Origin of the sequence: Streptomyces zaomyceticus (genome assembly GCF_014656215.1) — a bacterium.
Lineage (GTDB): Bacteria > Actinomycetota > Actinomycetes > Streptomycetales > Streptomycetaceae > Streptomyces > Streptomyces zaomyceticus.
Map to the genome: position 1 here is coordinate 60,256 of NZ_BNBZ01000011.1, position 25,440 is coordinate 85,695.

A 25,440-nucleotide genomic window follows, 5' to 3' on the forward strand; every position below is an offset into this window, starting at 1 on the left:
CTGCCTTCCGAGCCCCTCACCCCCGAGGCACACACCCCCGAGCCCCTCACCTCCGAGGCCCTCGCCACCGCCCTCCTCCCGCCCGACGCCCTCACCTCCGAGGGTTCCCCCTCGCAGGGAACCTCCCCCGAGGCCCCCGGCCACCCCACCCCCGGCCCCGAGGCACCAGCCACCGAATCCTTCAGCCGCCCGACCCCAGGCACCGAAGCCTTCAGCCGCTCCGCGCCCGGCATCCAAGCACCAGGCGCCCCCGCCACCGCCCCCGGCCCCACCACCCCCAGCGCCACGGCACCCCGCAGCGAGGTTCCCCACACCGAAGTCCCGGACCGCACCGCCTCCGGCAGCGCGTCTCTGCGCGCCACCGCCTCCGGCCGCACCACCCCCGGCGCCACGGAATTCGATGCCGCCGACCCCCGAGTCACCGACCTCCATGTCACCGGCCCCCATGCCACCACCCCCCATGTCTCGGGTCCCGAGGCCATCAACCCCGGTGTCACCAACCCCGCTTTCACCAACCCCGGTGTCACCAACCCCTCTGTCACCGGAACCGGGGCCGCCACAGCCGGTCCCGCCGACCCCACCGTCCCGCGGCAGCACGCCGGCCCCCTCGACCCCCGTCCGCACCGGCCGGTCACCGCAGTCGACCCGCTGGACGATGTGGACCCCCAGCGCGCCGCCGACGCGGCCGCCGTGGAGAACCTGCTCCGCTGCTGGGTCCGGGAGAAGAACCTGCCCACCCCCGGCTCCACCACCCTGCGCGTCCCCCTCGACGCCAGCGGCACCGCTCTCCTCGTCCCGGTCCTCTACTGGTCGCCCACCGGCTGGCACCGCTTCGGCGCCCCCGCCCTCGAAGGCCTCCCGGCCACGGCTCCCACCGTCGACGCCGTGACCGTGGCCGCCCTGCTCAGCCGGGAGACCGGCCGTCCCGAAGGCACCGAACTCGTCGGCCGGGTCGCCGATTCCGCCCGCCGTACCGCCGACTTCCTCACCGAGCGCCGCCACCGGCCCCAGCCGCACCCGGACGCCGACCTCTTCCTCGCCGCCGAACAGTCCCTGCTGCTCGGCCACCCCCTCCACCCCACACCGAAGAGCCGCGAAGGCCTCTCCGACGCCGAGGCCCGGCTCTACTCACCCGAACTGCACGGCTCCTTCCCGCTCCACTGGCTGGCCGTCGACTCCTCTCTCCTGGCGGCCGACTCCGCATGGACCGAACAGGGCCGTCCCGTCACCGCGGAGCAACTCGCCGCCGGTCTCGCCGAAGGCCTCCCGCTCCCGGCCGGCACCGTGCCCCTGCCCGCCCACCCCTGGCAGGCCCGCGAGCTCCTGCACCGCCCGGACATCCGCGCCCTCGTCGACGACGGTCTCCTCCACGACCTCGGTACCCACGGCAGTCCCTGGCACCCCACCTCCTCCGTCCGTACCGTGCACCGCCCCGGCGCGCGGGCCATGCTCAAGCTCTCCCTCGGACTGCGCATCACCAACTCGCGCCGAGAGAACCTCCGTAAGGAACTCCACCGAGGCGTCGAGGTCCACCGGCTGCTCCGCACCGGCCTCGTCGACGAGTGGCAGGCCGCCCACCCGTGCTTCGACATCGTCCGCGACCCTGCCTGGCTCGGTGTCGACGCCCCTGACGGCACCCCCGTCCCCGGACTCGACGTCATGATCCGCCACAACCCCTTCGGGCCGGGCGACGACGCCGTCTGCATCGCCTCCCTCACCACCCCCCGACCCTGGCCGGGCGCCTCCGTCATGCGCTCCCGCCTCGCCGACGTCATCGGCCGCCTCGCCGCCCGCACCGGCCGCCCCACCACGGCCGTCTCCGCCGAGTGGTTCCTCCGCTACCTCGACCAGGTCGTCCGCCCCGTTCTCTGGCTCGACGGACACGCCGGCATCGCCCTGGAGGCCCACCAGCAGAACACCCTGGTGCTCCTCGACCCCGACGGCTGGCCGGTCGGCGGACGCTACCGGGACAACCAGGGCTACTACTTCCGCGAGTCCCACCGGAGCGAACTGGAGAGCCGTCTCCCCGGCATCGGTGCCGAAAGCGACACCTTCGTCTCCGACCAGGTCACCGACGAGCGCTTCGCCTACTACCTCGGCATCAACAACGTCCTCGGCCTGATCGGCGCCTTCGGCGCCCAGCACCTCGCCGACGAGCGCGTCCTGCTCGCCGCCTTCCGCAGCTTCCTGACCTCCGCGACCAGCCTCGGCTCACCCCTGCCGCACCGCCTCCTGGAGGCCGCGACCCTCCGCAGCAAGGCCAACCTCCTCACCCGGCTGCACGGCATGGACGAACTCGTCGGCCCCGTCGACACCCAGTCCGTCTACGTCACCGTCACCAACCCCCTCCGCACCTGAGGCCGCCTTTCAAGAACCCACGCCCCTGCCGCACCGCCGAGAGGAGAGCGACACCGTGTCACCCCACCGCCCACCGGCCGACCCGCCCGGCGACGACACCCTCGACCTGAGGCTCGACGAGCTCGTCGCTCTCCTCGAAGGCGGCCACGCCGACGCCGAACTCCTCGACGGCGATCTCCTGGACTCCGTCGGCTCCTGGGCCCCGGCCGACACCCCCGTCGGCGTCTTCCGGCTCGTCCCCGTCCGGCTCGAACGGGATCTGGCCCTCCTCACCCGGTGGATGAACGACCCCGCCGTGGCAGCCTTCTGGGAACTGTCCGGACCCGAGACCGTGACCGCAGAACACCTCCGCGCCCAGATCGAGGGAGACGGCCGGAGCGTGCCGTGCCTCGGCGTGCTCGACGCCATGCCCATGAGCTACTTCGAGATCTACCGCGCCGACCTCGACCCGCTCGCCCGGCACTACCCGGCGCGTCCCCACGACACCGGTATCCATCTGCTGATCGGAGGCGTCACCGACCGGGGGCGCGGCGTCGGCGCCACACTTCTGCGCGCCGTCGCCGATCTCGTCCTCGACCACCGTCCCCGCTGTACCCGCGTCGTCGCCGAACCCGACATCCGTAACACCCCCTCCGTCTCGGCCTTCCTCAGCGGCGGCTTCCGCTATGCGGCGGAAGTCGACCTCCCTGACAAACAAGCGGCGATCATGATGCGTGACCGCGCTCTCCGTCACGCTCTGTGAACAACCCTCTGCCTTCTATACACCGCTCGACCCACAGCGGTTCCCACTTCGAGGAGTCCTCGTGTCGATGTCCCCTGCACCCCACGACTCCGCTCAGCCCGTACCTCCTGCCCAGCCCGCGTTTCCCGGCCCGTCCGCCACGGCCGAACCGGAACCTGCCCCCGAACTGCTCGCGCCCCCCGAGCTGACCGCCGCCGCCTGGACCCGCGCCTCTTCCCGCCTCCTCGCCAAAGCCCTCGCCGAGTTCGCCTATGAGGAGATCGTCGAACCCGCCCCCGTGGCGGACACGGACCTCGCGCCCACCGTCGGCCCCGCCGCAGCCGCCGCCGCGGACCTCGGGTCCGCCGCCGACTCGGCACCCGGTCTCCACGCACTGCGCCTGGACGACGGCACGACCCTCACGTTCCGTGCCCGGCGAGGCGCCTACGGCAGCTGGTACATCGCCGCCGACACCATCACCCACGAGGGCCGGCCCATGACCGATCCCCTCGACTTCCTGGTCCGGGCCCGGCGTCTCCTCCGGCTCGACGGCGCCACCCTCGGCCACCTCATCCGCGAGCTCTCCGCCACCCTCGCCGCCGACGCCCGCCTCGACCACACGGCCCTCCCCGCCACCCGGCTCGCCGACCTCTCCTATGCGGAACTCGAAGGCCACCAGACGGGCCACCCCTGGCTCGTCCTCAACAAGGGCCGCATCGGCTTCTCCGCCACCGACGCCAGCCGCTGGGCGCCCGAAGCCCGTCGCGCGAGCCGGTTGCCATGGATCGCCGTCAGCAACCGCCTCGCCGCGTACCGAGGAGTGCCGGGCCTCGAAACACCCGATCGTCTCTACGCCCAGGAGCTCGACCCCGAGGTCCACGCCGCCTTCCGTGCCGAACTGACCGCCCGCGGCCACGAACCCGACGGCTACCTCCTGCTGCCGGTCCACCCCTGGCAGTGGGACGAGGTGCTGCTCCCGCTCTACGCCCCCGCGGTGGCCGCCGGGACCGTCGTTCCGCTCCGCGCGGACCCGGACCTCCGGCTTCCGCAGCAGTCGGTCCGGACCTTCCTCAACACCAGCCGCCCCGACCGGCACACCGTCAAGCTCCCGCTGTCGGTGCTCAACACCCTTGTCTGGCGGGGCCTGCCCACCGAACGGACCCTCGCCGCGCCCGCCGTCACCGCCTGGGTGCACGGCCTGCGCGACGCCGACCCCTTCCTGCGGGACGAGTGCGGGGTGGTCCTCCTCGGCGAGGTCGCCTCCGTGACCGTCGAGCACCCCCTGTACGACCGGCTGCCCGAAGTCCCGTACCAGTACAAGGAACTCCTCGGCGCGATCTGGCGCGAGCCGCTGCGGCTGCCCCCGGGGGAACGGGCCCGTACCCTCGCCTCCCTGCTCCACACGGACGCCGAAGGGCGGGCGTTCGCCGCCGAGCTCGTGGAGCGCTCCGGACTCGCCCCCGTCGTCTGGCTCCAGCGCCTCTTCGCCGCCCTGCTGCCGCCCTTGCTGCACTTCCTCTACCGGTACGGCACGGTCTTCTCGCCGCACGGCGAGAACGCCATCGTCGTCTACGACGACCAGGACGTCCCCGTCCGTCTGGCGATCAAGGACTTCGTCGACGACGTGAACATCAGCGCCCAGCCGCTTCCCGAGCACGACACCCTGCCGGACGACGTGCGCGCCGTCCTGCTGACCGAGGAACCCGAGTTCCTCGTCCAGTTCATCCATTCGGGGCTCTTCGTCGGTGTCTTCCGCTATCTGGCGCCGCTCTGCGAGGAACAACTCGGTGTTCCCGAGCAGGACTTCTGGTCACTCGTCCGGGCCGAGATCCTTCGCCACCAGGCGCGATTCCCCGAGCTGAAGGAACGGTTCGAGCTCTTCGACCTCCTCACTCCACGGATCGAGCGGCTCTGCCTCAACCGCAACCGTCTGCACCTGGACGGTTACCGGGACCGGCCCGAGCGCCCTCATGCGGCCGTACACGGAACCGTCCCCAACCCGCTCGCGTGATCCGCGCGCGTGCCCTGACTGTCGGTGGCGCCCCTTAGGCTAGACCAGCTATGACGAAGCCATCCCTCCCCGACCTCCTCCACGCCGCCGTCTCCGCCGTCGGCGGCACGGAGCGACCCGGCCAGGTCACCATGGCCGAGGCCGTGGCCGAGGCCATCGACGACAACTCCCACCTTCTCGTCCAGGCCGGTACCGGCACGGGCAAGTCGCTCGGCTACCTGGTGCCCGCGCTGGCCCAGGGGGAGCGGGTGGTGGTGGCCACGGCCACCCTGGCGCTGCAGCGCCAGCTCGTCGAGCGCGACCTTCCGCGGACGGTCGACGCACTGCATCCGCAGCTGCGTCGCCGCCCGCAGTTCGCCATGCTCAAGGGCAGGTCGAACTATCTCTGTCTGCACCGGCTCCACGAGGGCGTCCCGCAGGACGAGGAGGACGGCCTCTTCGACCCCTTCGAGGCCGCCGCGCCCACCAGCAAGCTGGGCCAGGACCTGATGCGGCTCCGGGACTGGTCGGACGAGACGGAGACCGGGGACCGGGACGACCTGACGCCGGGTGTCTCCGACAAGGCCTGGGCCCAGGTCTCGGTCTCCTCCCGGGAGTGTCTCGGCGCGAGCAAGTGCGCGTACGGGGCGGAGTGCTTCGCCGAGGCGGCCCGTGAGCGGGCGAAGCTCGCCGATGTCGTCGTCACCAACCACGCGCTGCTCGCCATCGACGCCATCGAGGGCGCCCCGGTGCTGCCGCAGCACGAGGTGCTGATCGTCGACGAGGCCCACGAGCTGGTCTCCCGGGTCACCGGGGTCGCCACCGGCGAGCTCACCCCCGGCCAGGTCAACCGCGCCGTGCGCCGGTCGGCGAAGCTGGTCGACGAGAAGGTCGCGGACCAGCTCCAGACCGCCGCCGAGGGCTTCGAGCGGGTCATGGAGCTGGCTCTGCCGGGGCGCCTGGAGGAGATCCCGGAGGACCTCGCGTACGCCCTGATGGCGCTGCGGGACGCGGCCCGCGCGGTGATCACGGCCCTGGGTTCGACCCGGGACCGGTCCGTGCAGGACGAGGACGCCGTGCGCAAGCAGGCCATGGCCTTCGTGGAGAACGTCCACGGTGTCGCGGAGCGGATCACCCAGGGGTCGGAGTACGACGTCGTCTGGTACGAGCGGCATGACCGTTTCGGTGCCTCGGTGCGGGTCGCGCCGCTCAGTGTCTCGGGCCTGCTGCGGGAGAAGCTGTTCACGGAGCGTTCCGTTGTCCTGGCCTCGGCCACGCTCAAGCTGGGCGGCGATTTCAACGGCGTCGGCGCCTCGCTGGGGCTGGCTCCCGAGGGCACCACGGGCGACGACCTGCCGGTCTGGAAGGGGATCGACGTCGGTTCCCCGTTCGACTACCCCAAGCAGGGCATTCTCTATGTCGCCAAGCACCTCTCCCGCCCCGCGCGGGACGGGGACCGGGGCGACATGCTCGACGAGCTGACCGAGCTGATGCAGTCGGCCGGCGGGCGGACCCTCGGTCTGTTCTCCTCCATGCGTGCGGCGCAGCAGGCCGCGGAGGAGCTGCGGACCCGGGTTCCGGAGCTGCCGATCCTGCTCCAGGGCGAGGACACGCTGGGTGAGCTGATCAAGAACTTCGCGGCCGATCCCCGGACCTGTCTTTTCGGCACGCTGTCGCTCTGGCAGGGCGTGGACGTCCCCGGGGCCAGCTGCCAGCTGGTCGTCATGGACAAGATCCCGTTCCCGCGCCCGGACGATCCGCTGATGAGTGCCCGGCAGAAGGCCGTGGAGGAGGCCGGGGGCAATGGCTTCATGGCGGTCGCGGCGACCCACGCCGCCCTGCTGATGGCTCAGGGCGCCGGGCGACTGGTGCGGGCCACGGGTGACCGGGGCGTCGTGGCGGTTCTCGACCCCCGACTGGCCACGGCCCGGTACGGCAGCTATCTGAAGGCCTCACTGCCCGATTTCTGGTACACGACCGACCGCAACCAGGTGCGGAAGTCGCTCGCCGCCATCGACGCCGCGTCGAAGGCGGCGGGTTCCTGAGGCTCATGCCCGACGGAGCCCCGGTGTGTGCCGGGGCTCCCTTCGGACACGGCAGGGCCCCGGGACCGGCGCAGTGGGTCCCGGGGCCCGGTCAGAGCCGGCGAGGTGTGTCACACCCGCCGAAGCACCGCCACGACCTTGCCGAGGATGGTCGCCTCGTCGCCGGGGATCGGCTGGTACGCCGCGTTGTGCGGGAGGAGCCAGACATGGCCGTCCTCGCGCTTGAAGCGCTTGACCGTCGCCTCGCCGTCCAGCATGGCCGCGACGATGTCGCCGTTCTCGGCGACGGGCTGGCGGCGGACGGTGACCCAGTCGCCGTCGCAGATGGCGGCCTCGATCATCGAGTCGCCGACGACCTTGAGGACGAACAGCTCGCCGTCGCCGACCAGCTGCCGGGGGAGGGGGAAGACGTCCTCGACGGACTCCTCGGCGAGGATCGGGCCGCCGGCCGCGATCCGGCCGACCAGGGGCACGTACGACGCGGCGGGCTTGCCCGTGGTGTCGGTCGGCTGAGTGCTCGGCTGGTCGGAGCCGCGCACCTCGTACGCCCGGGGGCGGTGCGGGTCGCGACGGAGGAAGCCCTTGCGCTCGAGCGCCATGAGCTGGTGCGCCACCGAAGAGGTGCTGGAGAGGCCGACCGCCTGCCCGATCTCACGCATCGACGGCGGGTAGCCGCGCCGCTGGACGGAGTCGCGGATGACCTCGATGACCCTGCGCTGCCGGTCGGTGAGACCGGAACTGTCGGCTCGGATGCCCGGAGGTCGCCCGGGGAGGGCGCGGGCGGGCCGCCCGGGGTCCTCGCCGTTCATGCTTGTGTCGTTCATGGCGTGCACCGGCTCGAGTCGGCCCTGGGAGCGGTCCTGGGCGGTGATGGTGGCACTGTCTGCGGTGGTGGTCACGTCGTCGGCCCCTCTCGAATGGCATCCCTCGCTGGCACAACGGTAGTGGCTTTCGAAAGGTTGCGCCAAACACACGTTCGAGTGAAAATTCGCAGATTGCCTTACGCCTGTGCACATGCGGGTGTATGAGCACTCTCACGCCGCCGTCCCGATTCGGTCGTCACGGTAGCCTTCGCCGATGGGCCGCGAGTGTCCGGTGCGCCCTCCCAGTGTCGCACCCCGAGGGGCGGAATCCCGGGAGCCTGCGCGCTGCGACACGCAGGGGGCCCGGAAGCGCCCCCAACCCAAGATCTAGTGGTTGGATGGCATTGGCCACCCAGGGGTAGTGGTCCTCGGTCTGCCGGGGCCGCTCACATCGCCTATGCTGGTGGTCGCTTCGCAGGGCCTCGAGGGGTCGTGCGAGGTTCACCAGTCGTGCCGTGAGGGAGGGTCGGAACCAATGCACTGCCCCTTCTGCAGGCACCCCGACAGCCGTGTTGTCGACAGTCGCACCACCGACGACGGGACGTCGATCCGACGCCGTCGCCAGTGCCCCGACTGCTCCCGTCGTTTCACGACGGTGGAGACGTGTTCGCTCATGGTCGTGAAGCGGTCCGGTGTCACGGAGCCCTTCAGCCGCACCAAGGTCATCTCCGGGGTGCGCAAGGCGTGCCAGGGGCGACCGGTCACCGAGGACGCCCTCGCCAAGCTCGGCCAGCGGGTCGAGGAGGCGGTGCGCGCCACCGGCAGCGCCGAGCTGACCACCCACGACGTGGGTCTGGCCATCCTCGGCCCGTTGCAGGAGCTCGACGTCGTCGCGTACCTGCGCTTCGCGTCCGTGTACAAGGCTTTCGACAGCCTCGAAGACTTCGAGGCCGCCATCGTGGAACTCCGCGTGCGGCCTCCCGGTGAGAACCGCGGTACCGGTGCGGCCCCCGAGGTCCCCGTTCCCGCCACCGCCGCCGACTGACTGGCGGTCCGGGCCCGCAGTGCCCGGCGACCGGCCGCCGCGAGCGGCCCGGCAGACGTGCCCCGAGCGACCCCTGTGTCGTTCGTGGCAGCAGTACAGAACGACGTACAGAAGACGGTGCCCTGGGACTATCTGGGCGCCAAAGTGTGTTTTGCCCGTATATGGGAGGCGGCATGACAGAGACGGCGAGCGGTCCGGCAGCACGTGGTTCTCGTTCCAAGGGAGCCAAGGCGAGCAAGGGCCTGCGTATCGAGCGCATCCACACCACCCCCGGCGTGCATCCGTACGACGAGGTGGCGTGGGAGCGCCGTGACGTCGTCATGACCAACTGGCGCGACGGCTCGATCAACTTCGAGCAGCGTGGCGTCGAGTTCCCCGACTTCTGGTCGGTGAACGCGGTCAACATCGTCACCAGCAAGTACTTCCGCGGGGCCGTCGGCACCCCGCAGCGCGAGACCGGTCTCAAGCAGCTCATCGACCGGATCGTGAAGACGTACACGAAGGCCGGCGAGGAGTACGGCTACTTCGCCTCGCCCGCCGACGCCGAGATCTTCGAGCACGAGCTGGCCTACGCCCTCCTGCACCAGATCTTCAGCTTCAACTCGCCGGTCTGGTTCAACGTCGGCACCCCCCAGCCCCAGCAGGTCTCCGCCTGCTTCATCCTGTCCGTCGACGACTCCATGGAGTCCATCCTCGACTGGTACAAGGAAGAGGGCATGATCTTCAAGGGCGGCTCCGGCGCCGGCCTGAACCTCTCCCGCATCCGCTCCTCCAAGGAGCTGCTCTCCTCCGGCGGCAACGCCTCCGGCCCGGTCTCCTTCATGCGCGGTGCCGACGCCTCCGCGGGAACCATCAAGTCGGGCGGCGCGACCCGCCGTGCGGCCAAGATGGTCATCCTCGACGTCGACCACCCCGACATCGAGAACTTCATCGAGACCAAGGTCAAGGAGGAGGAGAAGATCCGCGCCCTCCGTGACGCGGGCTTCGACATGGACCTGGGCGGCGACGACATCACGTCCGTCCAGTACCAGAACGCCAACAACTCCGTCCGCGTGAACGACACGTTCATGAAGGCCGTCGAGTCCGGTGGCAAGTTCGGCCTCACCTCCCGCATGACGGGCGAGGTCATCGAGGAGGTCGACGCCAAGTCGCTCTTCCGCAAGATGGCCGAGGCCGCCTGGGCCTGTGCCGACCCCGGCATCCAGTACGACGACACGATCAACCACTGGCACACCTGCCCCGAGTCCGGCCGCATCAACGGCTCGAACCCGTGCAGCGAGTACATGCACCTGGACAACACGTCCTGCAACCTCGCCTCGCTGAACCTCATGAAGTTCCTCAAGGACGACGGCAAGGGCAACCAGTCCTTCGAGGTCGAGCGCTTCGCCAAGGTCGTCGAGCTCGTCATCACGGCGATGGACATCTCCATCTGCTTCGCCGACTTCCCGACCGAGAAGATCGGCGAGAACACCCGCGCCTTCCGCCAGCTCGGCATCGGCTACGCCAACCTCGGCGCCCTGCTGATGGCGACCGGCCACGCGTACGACTCCGACGGCGGCCGCGCCCTCGCCGGTGCCATCTCCTCCCTGATGACCGGCACCTCGTACAGGCGCTCCGCCGAGCTCGCCGCGGTCGTCGGCGCCTACGACGGCTACGCCCGCAACGCCGAGCCGCACCAGCGCGTCATGCAGCAGCACGCCGACGAGAACACCAAGGCCGTCCGCGTGGACGACCTGGACTCGCCGATCTGGGCCGCCGCGACGGAGGCCTGGCAGGACGTGATCCGCCTCGGCGCCAAGAACGGCTTCCGCAACGCCCAGGCCTCGGTCATCGCCCCGACCGGCACCATCGGTCTCGCGATGTCCTGCGACACCACCGGCCTCGAGCCCGACCTCGCCCTGGTCAAGTTCAAGAAGCTCGTCGGCGGCGGCTCGATGCAGATCGTCAACGGCACCGTCCCGCAGGCCCTGCGCCGCCTGGGCTACCAGGAGGAGCAGATCGAGGCGATCGTCGCCCACATCGCCGAGAACGGCAATGTGATCGACGCCCCCGGTCTGAAGGCCGAGCACTACGAGGTCTTCGACTGCGCCATGGGTGAGCGTTCCATCTCCGCGATGGGCCACGTCCGCATGATGGCCGCCATCCAGCCGTGGATCTCGGGCGCCCTCTCCAAGACCGTGAACCTGCCGGAGACGGCCACGGTCGAGGACGTCGAGGAGGTCTACTTCGAGGCCTGGAAGATGGGCGTCAAGGCGCTCGCGATCTACCGCGACAACTGCAAGGTCGGCCAGCCGCTCTCCGCGAAGAAGAAGGAGGACGAGAAGGCCGAGGTCACCGCGAAGTCCGAGGCGACGATCCGCGAGGCCGTCGAGAAGGTCGTCGAGTACCGCCCGGTCCGCAAGCGTCTGCCCAAGGGCCGCCCGGGGATCACCACCTCCTTCACCGTCGGTGGCGCCGAGGGCTACATGACCGCCAACTCCTACCCGGACGACGGTCTCGGCGAGGTCTTCCTCAAGATGTCCAAGCAGGGTTCGACGCTCGCGGGCATGATGGACGCCTTCTCCATCGCCGTCTCCGTCGGTCTGCAGTACGGCGTCCCGCTGGAGACGTACGTCTCGAAGTTCACCAACATGCGCTTCGAGCCGGCCGGCATGACGGACGACCCGGACGTGCGGATGGCGCAGTCGATCGTCGACTACATCTTCCGCCGCCTGGCGCTGGACTTCCTGCCCTTCGAGACCCGCTCGGCCCTCGGCATCCACTCGGCCGAGGAGCGTCAGCGTCACCTGGACACCGGCTCGTACGAGCAGTCCGAGGAGGATGACGTCGACGTCGAGGGGCTCGCCCAGTCCGCCCCCCGCGCCCAGGAACTGAAGGCCGTCGCGGCCCCGGCTCCGAAGACCGAGATCCCGGCCCCGAAGCAGGCCCACACCTCGGCGGAGCTCGTCGAGATGCAGCTCGGCATCAGCGCCGACGCCCCGCTCTGCTTCTCCTGCGGTACGAAGATGCAGCGCGCCGGCTCCTGCTACATCTGCGAGGGCTGCGGCTCGACCAGCGGCTGCAGCTGACACCCCGCGGGGCGCGTCGGACGTGATGTCCGACGCGGTCCGCGCGGGTGACCGGCCAGTCTCGACGCGTCAGGGTACGGCGAAGGGGACCCGTCTCGTGCGGGTCCCCTTCGCCGTACCCTGACGCGTCGATGCCCTGCTGCCGCGGGCGGCGTGTTCCCGTGTCTCAGGGGCGGGCGGAGCCGAGCAGCGTGGCGAACGTCCGGGGGTCGGCGTCGAAGCCGTGGAGGAGGGGGCGGTACGCCCAGCCGTCGGCGCCGTCGCGAGTGAACTCCACGACCGTCGCGGAAAGGGCGTCCCGCACGTCCGCGAAGTCGTGGACCAGCAGGTCCGTATAGCCTTCGCGGACCCGTATGCCCGTGTTCGCTATGTCACCGAAGGCGAGCCGCCCACCGGCCTGCTGGATCGCGACGCCCACCACCACGCGCGCGTACGTCGGTGCCAGCCGGTCCAGCTCCAGGGTCATGGCCTCGTCGTAGCCGAATCCCTGGCCCGTACGGCTGTCGCGGTGAAGCGTGATCGTGCCGTCGGGGGAACGACTGCCGAAGTGCACCAGATGGACCGGTGCACCGTGCGGATCGTCCGTGGTGAAGACACCGGCGACGAGGTCCAGGTCATGGACCGGTGCGCCGCTCCGGGCAGGGTCCCACTTGAGCGTGACCTCGACCCGGCCCACCCCTTTGTTGAGTCCGCTCATGGTGCTTCCCCTCTCCGCGCACGCCCCCGCGCACGCCTCTCGTCGTACCGTCGACCCGCTCAAAAGCCCGTGGTCGTGGGCCGATTGCTCATGGTGTCATGGGGCTACGACAGCGGACCCGAGGGATGAGGGGGAGAGCGGTTTGTGGAGCGGTGAGGAGCTGGATCTCGACGCATATCTGGCTCGAATCGGATACGAGACAGGGCGGGAAGGGGAACTCACCCCCGATCTGCGGACATTGACGGCCCTCCACCGGGCACACATCCGGGCCTTTCCGTTCGAGAACCTCGACGTCGCTCTCGGGCGGCGGGTCCCCCTCGACCTGAAGAGCCTTCAGGCCAAGCTCGTCGAGCGCCGCCGCGGCGGCTACTGCTACGAGCAGAACTCCCTGCTCGCGGCGGTTCTCGAACGGATCGGCTTCGCGGTGACCGGGCGCGGAGCCCGTAACCGTTCGCGGGGCGCGGCTCTGCCACCCGTCACGCACGCACTCCTCGTCGTCGTGATCGACGACGAACAGTGGCTCGCCGACGTCGGATTCGGCTGGCAGGGGCCGCTGGAACCGGTGCCCCTGCGGGACGGGGCGCACGTCGAGCAGAGCGGCTGGACGTTCGGGATCGGAGTCGAGGCGGAGGGCATCCATGTCCTGCGCTCCCTGCGACCGCAGGGCTGGACCGACCTCTACGCCTTCTCCCCGCAGACGCTCTACCCCGGTGACTTCACCGTCATGAACCACTACAGCTCCAGTCATCCGGACTCGCGATTCCTCGGTCAGGTCGTGGCGCAGAGGCCCGGTGGCGACGTGCGCAGGGCGCTGGTGCGCGACAGGCTTTCGACGATGGGGAAGGACGGCGTCGCCGAGGAACGGATCGTGAACGCCGACGAGTTGATCGCGGTCCTGGAAGGCGACTTCGGGATCGAACTGGACGACGAGGAGCGCACGGGTCTGGAGCGAATGCACCCCGCGGGTCCCTGACGAGGTCTGCCGGGGCGGTCGCCGGGCCCGTACGATGGCGCGGTGCTGGTCAAGTGGATTCGCTGCACCGTGTTGGACCGTCGAGGGTTCGAGCGGGGGCAGCGGAAATGGGCGGGGCTGCTCGGTGAGCCGGGCTTCCGGGGGCAGGGCGGCGGGTGGAGCCGGACTCGACCGGACGTCGCCCATATCTTCGCGTTCTGGGAGAGCCGGGCTTTCTACGACTCGTTCATGGCGCGCTCGCACGACCGTCTGGCGGCCGCGCAGGTGGGCACGTTCAAGGACATCCAGGTCAAGCTGTTCGACCACCGCTTCGATGTGAAGACGGGGTTCGAGCCGCGTTTCTCCGACGCCGATGTGGCGCGGGTGGCGCACTGCCGTGTCCACGAGGATCGGGCCGAACACTTCGCGCTCATGCAGGAGAAGGTGTGGAACCCGGCCATGGCCGGGTCCCCCGGCATGCTGCGGGGGCTGTTCGGGGAGGCGCCCGGAAGCGAGTTCCTGGTGCTGTCGATGTGGCAGTCCGCCGCCGAGCACGGCAAGTACCGGGTGGAACGGATCGAGCGGCTCGGACTGCGCGCCAAGACGGCCGCCGACGTGGCGGCGCTGGCCGGCGACGTGGTGCAGCTCGAGTCGGCCTGGACGGTCTGACAAAGGCCCGGGTGAGCCGCCTCGGCCGGCCGGCCCGATCTACTCCGGGACGAAAGATCCCGCTTCCACCGCCGCCAGCACCGCCTGAGCCGCCTGGCCGGCGATCGCGCCGTCGATCGGTTCTCGGGTGACGAAGAGCCTCAGGAACAAGGGCGCCGAGACCGCCCGGACGACCGCGCCCGCGTCGGTGCCCCGCGGCGCCTCACCGCGGGCCACGGCCCGGACGACGACGTCCTCGCAGCGGCGGAACCGCTCGGCGTAGAAGGCGTGCAGGGCCTCGGCCGCCCGTGGTGACTGGAAAGCAGCGCCGACGAACGCGGTCGGGGCGGCGCCCGTGGCGGGGTCGCCGAAGGCCTCGACGACCTCGTGCGCGAGTGTGCGCAGATCCCCGGAGAGGCTTCCCGTGTCCGGTGGCGTCCAGGCGTCCTCGCCGGCCAGGTCGAGCGCGTCGGCGAGGAGGCCTTCGACGCTGCCCCAGCGGCGGTAGAGCGTCGTCTTGTGCACGCCCGAGTGTTCTGCCACGTACTCGACGGTCAGGGCCGGGTATCCGTGCTCGGACAGACCGGTCAGGACGGCGTCGCGGACGGCAGCCCGGGTGCGGGCGGTGCGTCCGCCGGGCCGCAGGCTCCCGGGTGCGGGGGCCGCGTGTTCCTCGATCGAATCATTCAACTGCTACTCCCGTTGCATTAGGAGGTTCGAGTGTGCCACACTCGCCTTAATGCGATCCAGGTTGCATTTGACCCTTCTACTCGCGGAGGCGCCCTTGCCCACTCAGATCTCGCTGCACGACGTCGTCGTGACCCGTGGCGAACGACTGCTTCTCGACCAGGTCTCGCTCTCCGTGCGCTCCGGGGAGCGGATCGGGATCGTGGGGGAGAACGGCGCGGGGAAGTCGACCCTGCTGCGTCTCCTCGCCGGGGCGGAGCACCCCGACGAGGGCAGGGTCGTCACCGTCGCCGACGGCGGCATGAGAATGCTCGCCCAGACCCCTCGACTGCAGCCCGGGGCCACTGTCGGCGACGCCGTGGACGCGGCCCTCGCCGACCTTCGCGCCATGGAACGGCGGCTGCGCGCCCTCGAAGCCCGGCTCGACTCCGCGGACCGGGCGGAGCTCGACACATACGGTGAGCTCCTCACCGCCTACGAGTTCCGGGGCGGGTACGAGGCGGACGCCCGGGTCGACAAGGCCCTGTACGGACTCGGTCTCGCCGGCACGGGACGCGGGCGACGGCTCGACAGTCTCTCGGGTGGCGAGCTGGCCCGGCTCGGCATCGCCTGCGCGTTCGCCGTCGGCCCCGAGGTACTCCTGCTCGACGAGCCGACCAACCACCTCGACGCACAGGCACTCGACTGGCTGGAGGAGGCACTCCTCGGGCACCGCGGCACCGTCGTGGCCGTCTCCCACGACCGGGCCTTTCTGGAGAGGGTCGCCACGGCGATCGTCGAGGTGGACGCCGACAGACGGGCGCTCGTGCGGTACGGCGAGGGATACGCCGGATACCGCACGGCACGGGAAGCGGCCCGACGGCGCTGGGAGGGGGCGTACGAGGAGTGGTGCGAGGAGACGGCACGGCTTGAGGCGTACGCATCGACGACGGCGCGCGGTGTCGCGCCCGGGAGGGAGATGAAGGACAACAACAAGATGGCGTTCGACCGGGCGGCCGGCCGCGTCCAGGCCTCCGTCTCGGGCCGCGTGCGCAACGCCCGGGAGCGGCTGAGACGACTCCGGGAAGAGCCCGTGCCGCAGCCGCCACCGCCTCTCGCCTTCACCGCCCGGCCCCTGGCAGGCGCGGCCGAGGGGGCGCTCGTGACGCTGAGCGGAGTGCGTGTCGCGGACCGTCTCGCCGTCGGCGAGCTCACCGTCCGGGCGGGGGACCGGCTGCTCGTCCACGGCGGCAACGGTGCGGGGAAGTCCACCCTGCTACGGGTCATGGCCGGGGTCGTCGACCCGGACTCGGGCGAGGTCCGGCGTGCCGGACGGATCGGGTACCTCGCCCAGGACATCGCCGTCCGGCGCCGGGAGGAACGGCTGCTCGCCTGCTTCGGGCGGGGGCTCGCCCTGCCCGAGGACGAGCGGGCCGAACTGCTTCTGTCGTACGGACTGTTCCGCCCGGCCGACCTGACGGTTCCGGTCGGCGCGCTCTCCGCCGGCCAGCTCCGTCGGCTGGCGCTCGCCCGGCTGCTGGCCCGGCCCGCCGATCTCCTTCTGCTCGACGAGCCCGGCAACCACCTGGCCCTCGGGCTCGTGGAGGAACTGGAGCAGGCCTTGGAGCAGTGGAAGGGAGCCCTTGTGGTGGTCTCGCACGACCGCGCGCTGCGGCGCCGTTTCACCGGAGACATACGCCGGATGGACTCCGGCCGCCTCCTCGGCTGAGCCTTCCGGGGAACGGCGATCTAGGGTCGGGGTATGGCAAGACCGCGGCGCATCGTTCTCGTACGGCACGGAGAGTCCGAGGGCAATGTCGATGACACGGTGTACGAACGGGAGCCCGACCATGCGCTGAGACTCACGGAGACCGGGCTGCGACAGGCGGAGGAGACGGGGGCGAGGCTGAGGGGACTCTTCGGCCGTGAGACGGTCAGCGTCTACGTATCGCCGTACCGGCGCACCCATGAGACCCTCCGCGCCTTCCGGCTGCCTCCGGAGCAGGTCCGGGTGCGGGAGGAGCCGCGCCTGCGGGAGCAGGACTGGGGCAACTGGCAGGAGAGGGATGACGTACGACTGCAGAAGGCGTACCGGGACGCGTACGGGCACTTCTTCTACCGATTCGCCCAGGGGGAGTCGGGAGCGGACGTCTACGACCGGGTCGGGGCGTTCCTGGAGAGCCTGTACCGCAGTTTCGAGGCGCCCGACCATCCGCCCAACGTCCTGCTGGTCACCCACGGGCTGACCATGCGCCTGTTCTGTATGCGCTGGTTCCACTGGACGGTCGCGGACTTCGAGTCGCTGTCGAATCCAGGCAACGCCGAGACCCGTACGCTCCTGCTCGACGAGGACGGCCGATACCGTCTGGACAGGCCGTTCGAACGCTGGCGCACCCCGGAACCGTACGGCCCCACCGGATAGAGTGGCAGACCGATGACCGCTGACTCCGCATTCGACCGGCGCTTCGACCGCGCCCTGGCCAGCCTGCGCGGGCTGTCCGTGGGAGACGCCCTGGGCTCCCAGTTCTTCGTACCCGCCAACTATCCCCTGCTCAAGCGGCGCGAGCTGCCCGACGGCCCCTGGCAGTGGACCGACGACACCGAGATGGCCTGCTCAGTCCTGGCCGTCCTCGCCCACCACGAACGCATCGACCAGGACGCCCTGGCGATGTCCTTCGCCCAGCACCACGACTTCGACCGGGGCTACGGCCCGGCCGTGAACCGGATGCTCCGGCTCATCAGGGAGGGGGGCGACTGGCGGGAGCTGGCCGCCGCGCTCTTCCAGGGGCAGGGGTCGTGGGGCAACGGCGCCGCGATGCGGATCGCCCCGCTCGGAGCCTGGTACGCGGAAGATCCCGAGCAGGCGACGCACCAGGCCGAGATCTCCGCGTACACGACCCATCAGCACCGAGAGGCCGTGGTGGGCGCGATGGCCGTCGCCGCCGCGGCGGCACTGGCCGCCGACCCGGCGGGACCGCCCACCCCCGAAGCGCTGCTCGACGGGGTCATCGCCCTGGTGCCCCGCAGCGCGGTCGGGGCGGGGCTGCGCCGGGCCCGCGACATGCTCGACTACGGCGACGCGGGCACGGTGGCCGCGGTGCTCGGCAGCGGGCGTCGGACGAGCGCGCACGACACGGTTCCGTTCGCGCTCTGGTCGGCGGCGCGTGGCCTCGGCGATTTCGAGGGCGTGTTCTGGACGACCGCGCAGGTCGGTGGCGACGTCGACACCACCTGCGCCATCGCCGGAGGCGTGGTGGCCGCCGCGGCGGCCGGAGCGCCTCCGGAGCAGTGGCTTCGGCAGACCGAGGACCTCCCGGAGTGGGTTCCGGTCGCGACGTCCTGAGACGCCACGACGGCCCCCGGACCCGGCCGGGGTCCGGGGGCCGTCGGTGTGTCCTCAGGCCACCGGCCCGGCGGCCTCCGCGCGTCCGCTGAGCGCTTCCAGGTCGCTCTTGCGGACCCGGATCACCAGAACGGCCGTGACCAGCGCGATCAGGACCATCGCGACGGCGGCCGTGAAGGCCGAGGAGATGCCAGAGGTCAGCACCTCATGGCCCCACGGCGGGGGAAGCTCCTTCGTCTTCATCGCCTCGGCCTGCTGCTCGGGCGTCGAGTTCGCGAGGAAGTTCGGCAGCTGCTTCTCGCCTTCCTCCCGGCTGGCCGTGCCGAAGACCGTGACCAGGATGGACAGGCCGAGCGAACCGCCCACCTGCTGCGTGGCGTTGAGCAGTCCTGACGCGGCGCCCGCCTCGTGCTGGGCCACTCCGGAGACGGCCGTGAGCGTGAGCGTCACGAAGTTGAGTCCCATGCCGAAGCCGAACAGGACCATGGGGCCGAGTACACCGCCGACGTAGCTGCTGTCCGAGTCGATGAACGTCAGCCAGAAGAGGCCCGCGCCCGTGATCGCCGAACCGCTCACCATGAACGGCTTGGGCCCGAGCGCCGGCAGCAGGCGCTGCGCGAGACCCGCACCGGTGCCGATCGCGACCGTGACGGGAAGGAAGGCGAGCCCGGACTGGATCGGGCTGTAGCCCAGCACTCCCTGGACCCAGAGCACGATGAAGAAGAACATGCCGAACATGGCGGCCGCCAGGCTGAGCATGATGATGTACGTGCCCGAGCGGTTGCGGTCCGCGAACATCCGGAGCGGGGTGATCGGCTCCTTGGCACGGGACTCCACGAGCGCGAAGGCCACGAGCAGGATGACCGCGGAGACGAAGGAGCCGATGGTCAGCGCGTCCTTCCAGCCCTCCTCGGATGCCCGGATGAACCCGTAGACCAGTGCGGCCATGCCGAGTGTCGAGGTCGTGGCGCCCGCGATGTCGAACCGGCCCGGGTGGCGCTCGGACTCCGCGATGTAGCGCGGGGCGAGGAAGGCGATCAGCAGGCCGATCGGGACGTTGACGAAGAGGACCCAGCGCCAGTCCAGCCACTCCGTCAGCATGCCGCCGGCGAGCAGACCGATCGCGCCACCGCCTGCGGAGACGGCGGCGAAGACGCCGAACGCCCGGTTGCGTTCCGGCCCTTCGGGGAAGGTCGTGGTGATCAGGGCGAGCGAGGTGGGTGAGGCGATGGCGCCTCCCACTCCCTGCAGGGCCCGCGCGGCGAGCAGGTGCCAGGGCTCCTGGGCGAAGCCTCCGAGGAGTGAGGCGAAGGTGAAGAGCAGGATGCCGGCGATGAACACCCGGCGACGTCCCAGGATGTCTCCCGCTCGCCCGCCGAGGAGCAGCAGGCCGCCGAAGGTGAGCGTGTAGGCGCTGAGTACCCACGACAGGTCGGTCGTCGAGAAGGAGAGCGCGTCCTGGATGTGCGGCAGTGCGATGTTCACGATGGTGGCGTCGAGGACGACCATCAGCTGGCAGGCGGCGATGACGGTCAAGGCGATGCCAGGCCGGCCTCCGGCGCGTGCAGGCCCGTCCTTGGTCTGTGTGTCCACCGGAGAAGTTGTCACTATGGATCCCCCACGGAAGAATTAGTGAACGCACCCGTTCACTGTCGACCACGGTAGTGAGTCCCCCTCAGTGAACGCAACCGTTCACTGGGCGCTGCCGAAGAACTGATATCGCCTCAACGGAGAGATCCTGATGGTTACTTCGCGTTCCACGGCCGCCGCCCGGCCGGACGGGGCATCGCTCCGGCGCCGCGGGCCCGTCCTTGAACGGGCCATCCTGGAAGCCGCGCTCGATCAGCTGAGCAGCGTCGGCTGGAACGGCCTGACGATGGAGGGTGTCGCGGTCGGCGCGCAGACGGGCAAAGCCGCGGTGTACCGCCGCTGGCCGTCGAAGGAAGACCTCGTCGCCGACGCCCTCCAGGCCGGACTGCCGACGCTCGACGAGGCACCGGACCTCGGCCAGGTGCGCGACGACCTGTACGAGCTGTGTCTCCGAGTCCGGGACATCATGTACTCCAAGCCCGGCTTCGCCCTGCGCGCTGTGCTTCACGAATGCGATGCCGGGTCCGCCGAACGGTTCCACGTTCTGATCACCACGGGAGTGGTCGAGCCCTCGGCCCGCCTTGTCCGTGACGTGCTGCGGCGAGGAATCGCGCGGGGCGAGGTGCGGGCCGACGCGAACGACGATCTGGTGGTCGACGTCATTCCCGCCATGATGATGTACCGCTCCAAGGTGTGCGCAAGCGAATGGAGCGACGGCGAGATCGCCGATCTGATCGACCGGATCATGGTGCCGCTGCTGCGCCCCTGACATGGACGGGACAGCCTCCGAGGGGTGGCGCGCCCCGGCCCGGACGGGCCGGTGCGGAGCCCCCTCGGGTGCTCGGCGGGAATCCGGGTATCGCACCCGGCGCCGAGCGGCGTAACCTGTCAGGCGCCATGCCGTATGAACCACCCACCCACACTGTCGAGCGATCGCTCCGTGCCACCACCGGTGCCAAGATCGTCGCCGGAGTCGACGAGGTCGGACGCGGAGCGTGGGCCGGCCCCGTCACCGTGTGCGCGGCCGTCACCGGCCTGCGCCGGGCGCCCGAGGGGCTCACCGACTCCAAACTGCTCACCCCCAAGCGCCGTACCGCGCTCGCCGCGGAGCTGGAGGGGTGGGTCACGGCGTACGCGCTCGGCGACGCCACCCCGCAGGAGATAGACGAGCTCGGCATGACCGCCGCACTGCGTCTGGCGGCGGTCCGGGCACTCGAAGGGCTCCCCGTGCGACCCGACGCGGTGATCCTTGACGGCAAGCACGACTATCTCGGCAGCCCCTGGCAGGTCCGCACGGTGATCAAGGGCGACCAGTCCTGCATCGCAGTGGCCGCCGCCTCCGTCATCGCCAAGGTCCGGCGGGACGCCGTCATGGCGGAGCTGGAGACCGGGGCCGAGGGGTACGCGGCGTACGCCTTCGGTGCCAACGCGGGCTACCCTTCGCCGGTCCACAAAGCGGCGCTCGAAGAGCTGGGGCCCACCCCTCACCACCGACTCTCCTGGTCGTACCTGGACGCGATGCCCAGGTGGCGCCACCTCAAAAAGGTCCGCCTCTCCGCCGAGGCGGCCGCGCTGGAAAGCGGGGGCCAACTCGGCTTCGACTTCTGAACTTCCGGTCGCGGAGCCCCTTCTCAGGGGCTCCCACGCGGCCGGGGCGCACCTGTGCGCCCACCCGCCGGTGCTTCTCGCAGCGGCGTTTGATAGACATCCACTCATGCCTCTCATCCCCGAGGAGCCTCAGATTCACGAGAGCGCCCAGGGTCCCCGCGCCACCGCGTCGACCCCCCGTCCCGTACCCGGCCCGCGTTCCGCGGCCTCACCGCGTCCCGGACGTCCTGTTCCGGGACCCCCCAGGCCCGCTGCCCCGGCGCAGCGTCCGCACCCCGGTGCCGCGCCTGCTCCGGCGAACACCCCGGAGAATCGTTCCGAACAGCGATCCACGCCGCAGCTCCAGCTGATCCCGGCTCCCGTCGACGGTGCGCTCGACGCCGCCGAAGAGGCCCTGGACCTGCTCCTGGAGAACGGCCGGGCACCGGGCGAGGTCCTGGTGCTCACCACCGGCGACCCGCACCCGTGGACCACGCACGAGCTGTCCTTCGGCGAGGCGCCCTACTGGGCCCAGCAGGCCACCGGTGACGACGTGTTCTTCGCGCACGCCGCCTCCGTGGAAAAGGTCACCGCCCGTCCCGTGGTCATCGTCGCCGTCAACGGCGGAGACGACGAGACCGCCGCCAAGGTCCTGCCGTCGGCGCTGGCCCGTGCCGGCGCGCTGCTCGTCGTGTGTGGTGACCCGCAGCGCGTCACCACGCTCCTCGGGGCAGGCGCCGGAGTCTGACCGACCGCCCCTCCGCCGGGCCGAACCGGGCCCGGCGGGGGCCGTCGCCGTTCACGATTCAGCGTGCGGCGGCCCGGCGCAGGGGTTCGGTCGCACCGCTCGCGGTGCGAGGAGTCAGCAGCCCCAGCTCCGCCGGCGCGTCGTCGAGCGGCAGCGGGGGCGAGTCGGAGCTCGGCCGTCGGCCGCCCCGCCCCTCACCGAGCACCTGCCAGCCCGCGCGGGTCAACGTGATGTACGCGCCGCAGCGGAGCCCGTGCAGGGTGCAGGCGTCCCGGAGCCCCCACATCCAGGCTCCGTCCTCCTCCGTCCAGCGCTCGTCACCCTCACGGCAGTAGAGCAGGACCGCGGTCCGTACGGGCGTGCGCCTGCGGAGGTCGTGCGGAATGACCCGCCGCAGATGCGCGAGCAGCGCGTTGCGGAAGTCCCAGCCGTCCGCCGGGGAGGGGCGCCGGACGAACGAGGCGCTGGCGGCCAGTCGTTCCTCGTGGTCCAGGACGGCGAGGACCGCCATCGAGGGCGTGGGTGTGTGACGCGAGTGCAGGCCGCTGACGACCTCTCGCGGATTGCGCAGCAGCGGGATCCCCGCCGCGGACCACTCGGCCGGTTCGAGTATCCGAGCGAGGCGGTTGGCGGACTCGGACGAAGATCTGAGCGAGGTGGCTGTGGGCGGAGCGAATCCGAGGGTCACGGTCCTCCCTTCGGATACACGCCCGCTAGGCGGGCAAGGTCGGGTGAGGGCGCACCACGGCACAGTCCTTCCGGGCCGCTGACGGGCCGTGCGGGGCGGTCTCCCAATTCTTGCTGGCCCGTGCGCGAGCGGCAACGAGCAATTGAGGCCGCTGACGGGAATGAGTCGGAATGCCTCTCATATCCCTGCCCAGTTGCCCATTGTTCACTCCCCGTTTGCTCTCCTGTCTCACCCCTGGACGGCGAGCACCAGCGGAAACACCCCTTCCGCTCCGGCCCGCCGCAGCAACCTCGCCGCGACCGCCAGGGTCCACCCGCTGTCGGACAGGTCGTCCACGAGGAGAACCGGCCCGCCGGCTTCGGCCAGCCGGCCCGCCAGCTCGGCGGAGACCGTCAGGGTCCGCTGCAACCCGACCACGCGCTGGGCGCTGTTGGTCCGGGACAGGCGCAGCTCCTCCGCCTCGGGCGCGTACTCCACCGCACCGAGCAGGGGCAACCTGCCGATCTCGGCGATCCGCTGCCCGAGCGAACCCACCAGTCGCGGCCTGCGCTGGGAGGCGACCGTGACCACACCGGCCGGCCGGGCCGGGGCGTCCGACGCCCCGGAGGCCCAACCTCCCGGCCCCTTGGCCCAGTCGGCGAGCACATGCACCACCGCCTGCACGACGTCGTCCGGTACCGCACCGTCCGGAGCGGTGTCGGCCAGCAGCGGACGCAGCCGGTTGCCCCAGCCGATGTCCGAGAGCCGCCCCAGCGCCCGGCCGCCGAACGCCTGCTCGCCGAGTGGGATACGGCCCTTCAGATCGACCCCGACCGCGGCGAGACCCGTCGGCCACATCTTCCGCGGTTCCACCTCCACGCCCGGCCGGCCCAACTCGCCCTTGGCGGCGTCCAGTGCCGCGTCGGACACCTTCGGATCGAAGCGGTTCCCCGCGCAGTTGTCGCAGCGGCCGCACGGAGCGGCCTCCTCGTCGTCCAGCTGGCGCCGCAGGAACTCCATGCGGCACCCCGTCGCCGCCGCGTAGTCGCGCATCGCCTGCTGCTCGGCAGCCCGCTGCCGCGCCACCCACGCGTACCGCTCCGTGTCGTAGACCCAGGGCCGGCCGGTGCTCTCCCAGCCGCCCTTCACCCGGTGCACCGCGCCGTCCACGTCGAGCACCTTGAGCATCGTCTCCAGCCGGGTCCTGCGCAGCTCCACCAAGGGCTCGAGCGCGGGCAGGGACAGCGGCCGGCCCGCCTGCGCGAGCACGTCGATCGTGCGGCGCACCTGCTCCTCCGGAGGGAAGGCGACCGAGGCGAAGTAGCGCCAGATCGCCTCGTCCTCCTGCCCGGGAAGCAGAAGCACCTCCGCGTGCTCCACACCTCGCCCGGCCCGGCCGACCTGCTGGTAGTACGCGATCGGGGAGGAGGGCGATCCGAGATGCACCACGAAGCCCAGGTCGGGCTTGTCGAACCCCATGCCCAGGGCCGAGGTCGCCACGAGGGCCTTGACCCGGTTGGCCTGGAGATCGTCCTCCGCCTGCTGCCGGTCGGCGTTCTCCGTACGGCCCGTGTACGAGGAGACCGTGTGCCCGCACTGGCGCAGATAGGCCGTGACCTCGTCGGCCGCGGCGACCGTCAGGGTGTAGATGATCCCGGAGCCGGGCAGCTCGTGGAGGTGATCGGCGAGCCAGGCCAGCCGATGGGCCGCGTCCGGCAGCCGGACCACTCCCAGACTCAGGCTCTCCCGGTCCAGCGGCCCGCGCAGCACCAGGGCGTCCGTGCCGGCCCCCGTACCCAGCTGCTCGGCCACGTCCGCCGTCACCCGGGCGTTCGCCGTGGCGGTGGTGGCCAGGACCGGAACCCCGGACGGCAGGTCGGCCAGCATGGTGCGCAACCTGCGGTAGTCCGGCCGGAAGTCGTGTCCCCAGTCCGAGATGCAGTGTGCCTCGTCGACCACGAGCAGGCCGGTGGCGGCCGCGAGCCGGGGGAGCACCTGGTCGCGGAAGTCGGGATTGTTGAGCCGCTCCGGGCTCACCAGGAGCACGTCCACCTCGCCGGCGGACACCTCCTCCTGGACCGTGTCCCACTCCTCCGTGTTCGACGAGTTGATCGTCCGGGCGCGAATGCCCGCCCGCGCGGCCGCCTCCACCTGGTTGCGCATCAGCGCGAGCAGCGGAGAGACGATGACGGTGGGGCCGCTGCCGCGCTCGCGGAGCAGCGAGGTCGCGACGAAGTACACGGCCGACTTGCCCCAGCCGGTCCGCTGCACCACCAGGGCCCGCCGGTGGTCGGCGACCAGGGCCTCGATGGCCCGCCACTGGTCCTCGCGCAGTCTCGCGCGGCCGGTCGGGTCCGAGACGAGACGGGCGAGCACGGCATCGGCGGCGGTCCGGAGCGCGGCGCGGTCTTCCAGCGGGTCTGCGTGGGTCATGCCTCCATGCAACCCGATGCCTCGGACATCGCGCGAATGAGCACCGAACCTGTGGACAACTCGACGAGGGACGGAAGGC

General features: G+C 71.0%; 20 protein-coding genes. 14 read left to right on the top strand and 6 right to left on the bottom strand.

Annotation, left to right across the window (positions count from 1 at the left end):
* Positions 1–480: 480 nt before the first annotated feature.
* From IE311_RS16635 to IE311_RS16650, 4 genes are all read left to right on the top strand, one after another.
* The gene (locus IE311_RS16635; protein ID WP_189832585.1) at positions 481–2,358 is read left to right on the top strand and encodes an IucA/IucC family protein; all 1,878 of its coding nucleotides are present in this window, start codon (positions 481–483) and stop codon (positions 2,356–2,358) included.
* Positions 2,359–2,413: 55 nt separating this feature from the next.
* Entirely contained in the window at positions 2,414–3,100 is a 687-nt protein-coding gene (locus IE311_RS16640) for a GNAT family N-acetyltransferase (RefSeq protein WP_189832463.1), read from the top strand.
* Between the two features lie 67 nt (positions 3,101–3,167).
* A complete protein-coding gene (locus IE311_RS16645; RefSeq protein WP_229901959.1) occupies positions 3,168–5,090 on the top strand; it encodes an IucA/IucC family protein in 1,923 nt (640 codons plus the stop codon).
* A 50-nt stretch (positions 5,091–5,140) separates the two neighbouring features.
* A complete protein-coding gene (locus IE311_RS16650; protein WP_189832464.1) occupies positions 5,141–7,114 on the top strand; it encodes an ATP-dependent DNA helicase in 1,974 nt (657 codons plus the stop codon).
* 110 nt (positions 7,115–7,224) lie between these two features.
* On the opposite strand, the gene lexA is transcribed toward IE311_RS16650, so the two are convergent.
* A complete protein-coding gene (gene lexA / locus IE311_RS16655; protein WP_030325322.1) occupies positions 7,225–8,013 on the bottom strand; it encodes a transcriptional repressor LexA in 789 nt (262 codons plus the stop codon).
* Between the two features lie 439 nt (positions 8,014–8,452).
* Here lexA and nrdR point away from each other — a divergent pair, with 439 nt between their 5' ends.
* Both nrdR and IE311_RS16665 read left to right on the top strand, forming a co-directional pair.
* The gene (gene nrdR / locus IE311_RS16660) at positions 8,453–8,962 is read left to right on the top strand and encodes a transcriptional regulator NrdR (RefSeq protein ID WP_189832465.1); all 510 of its coding nucleotides are present in this window, start codon (positions 8,453–8,455) and stop codon (positions 8,960–8,962) included.
* Between the two features lie 173 nt (positions 8,963–9,135).
* The gene (locus tag IE311_RS16665; RefSeq protein WP_189832466.1) at positions 9,136–12,030 is read left to right on the top strand and encodes a vitamin B12-dependent ribonucleotide reductase; all 2,895 of its coding nucleotides are present in this window, start codon (positions 9,136–9,138) and stop codon (positions 12,028–12,030) included.
* Positions 12,031–12,196: 166 nt separating this feature from the next.
* On the opposite strand, the gene IE311_RS16670 is transcribed toward IE311_RS16665, so the two are convergent.
* Positions 12,197–12,727 carry a TerD family protein gene (locus tag IE311_RS16670; protein ID WP_189832467.1) on the bottom strand — a complete coding sequence of 177 codons (531 nt, stop codon included), beginning with the start codon at positions 12,725–12,727 and terminating at the stop codon, positions 12,197–12,199.
* A 142-nt stretch (positions 12,728–12,869) separates the two neighbouring features.
* Here IE311_RS16670 and IE311_RS16675 point away from each other — a divergent pair, with 142 nt between their 5' ends.
* Together IE311_RS16675 and IE311_RS16680 are read left to right on the top strand one after the other, a co-directional pair.
* Positions 12,870–13,700, top strand: a complete 831-nt coding sequence (locus IE311_RS16675) for an arylamine N-acetyltransferase family protein (RefSeq protein WP_229901960.1) — start codon at positions 12,870–12,872, stop codon at positions 13,698–13,700.
* 42 nt (positions 13,701–13,742) lie between these two features.
* Positions 13,743–14,348, top strand: coding sequence for a YdbC family protein (locus IE311_RS16680; protein ID WP_189832469.1), 606 nt, complete (start codon positions 13,743–13,745; stop codon positions 14,346–14,348).
* 39 nt (positions 14,349–14,387) lie between these two features.
* Here the strand turns inward: IE311_RS16680 and IE311_RS16685 are convergent, their stop codons facing one another.
* Positions 14,388–15,017, bottom strand: coding sequence for a TetR/AcrR family transcriptional regulator (locus tag IE311_RS16685; protein WP_189832470.1), 630 nt, complete (start codon positions 15,015–15,017; stop codon positions 14,388–14,390).
* Between the two features lie 94 nt (positions 15,018–15,111).
* On the opposite strand from IE311_RS16685, the gene IE311_RS16690 reads away from it, so the two are divergent.
* Genes IE311_RS16690 through IE311_RS16700 form a run of 3 tightly spaced genes read left to right on the top strand, consistent with a single transcriptional unit; the run spans position 15,112 to position 18,336 of the window.
* Positions 15,112–16,722: an ABC-F family ATP-binding cassette domain-containing protein gene (locus tag IE311_RS16690; RefSeq protein WP_189832471.1), complete on the top strand. Its 1,611-nt coding sequence runs from the start codon at positions 15,112–15,114 to the stop codon at positions 16,720–16,722.
* A 33-nt stretch (positions 16,723–16,755) separates the two neighbouring features.
* A complete protein-coding gene (locus IE311_RS16695) occupies positions 16,756–17,415 on the top strand; it encodes a histidine phosphatase family protein (protein ID WP_189832472.1) in 660 nt (219 codons plus the stop codon).
* Between the two features lie 12 nt (positions 17,416–17,427).
* Entirely contained in the window at positions 17,428–18,336 is a 909-nt protein-coding gene (locus tag IE311_RS16700; RefSeq protein WP_189832473.1) for an ADP-ribosylglycohydrolase family protein, read from the top strand.
* Positions 18,337–18,390: 54 nt separating this feature from the next.
* Here IE311_RS16700 and IE311_RS16705 read toward each other — a convergent pair whose 3' ends face one another.
* Positions 18,391–19,944 carry an MFS transporter gene (locus tag IE311_RS16705; RefSeq protein ID WP_189832474.1) on the bottom strand — a complete coding sequence of 518 codons (1,554 nt, stop codon included), beginning with the start codon at positions 19,942–19,944 and terminating at the stop codon, positions 18,391–18,393.
* Positions 19,945–20,077: 133 nt separating this feature from the next.
* Between IE311_RS16705 and IE311_RS16710 the strand changes: the two genes are divergently transcribed.
* The 3 genes from IE311_RS16710 to IE311_RS16720 all read left to right on the top strand — a co-directional run bounded on the left by IE311_RS16710 (position 20,078) and on the right by IE311_RS16720 (position 22,261).
* Positions 20,078–20,695 (top strand): TetR/AcrR family transcriptional regulator, encoded by a 618-nt coding sequence (locus tag IE311_RS16710; RefSeq protein WP_189832475.1) that lies wholly within the window; start codon positions 20,078–20,080, stop codon positions 20,693–20,695.
* Positions 20,696–20,823: 128 nt separating this feature from the next.
* A complete protein-coding gene (locus IE311_RS16715) occupies positions 20,824–21,534 on the top strand; it encodes a ribonuclease HII (RefSeq protein WP_189832476.1) in 711 nt (236 codons plus the stop codon).
* A gap of 106 nt (positions 21,535–21,640) precedes the next feature.
* On the top strand, positions 21,641–22,261 hold the full coding sequence (locus IE311_RS16720; RefSeq protein WP_189832477.1) for a hypothetical protein: 621 nt from the start codon (positions 21,641–21,643) through the stop codon (positions 22,259–22,261).
* Positions 22,262–22,319: 58 nt separating this feature from the next.
* Here IE311_RS16720 and IE311_RS16725 read toward each other — a convergent pair whose 3' ends face one another.
* Together IE311_RS16725 and IE311_RS16730 are read right to left on the bottom strand one after the other, a co-directional pair.
* Positions 22,320–22,949 (bottom strand): hypothetical protein, encoded by a 630-nt coding sequence (locus IE311_RS16725; RefSeq protein WP_189832478.1) that lies wholly within the window; start codon positions 22,947–22,949, stop codon positions 22,320–22,322.
* A gap of 228 nt (positions 22,950–23,177) precedes the next feature.
* Complete coding sequence (locus IE311_RS16730; RefSeq protein WP_189832479.1) at positions 23,178–25,361, bottom strand: RecQ family ATP-dependent DNA helicase; 2,184 nt, start codon at positions 25,359–25,361, stop codon at positions 23,178–23,180.
* Positions 25,362–25,440: the final 79 nt, after the last annotated feature.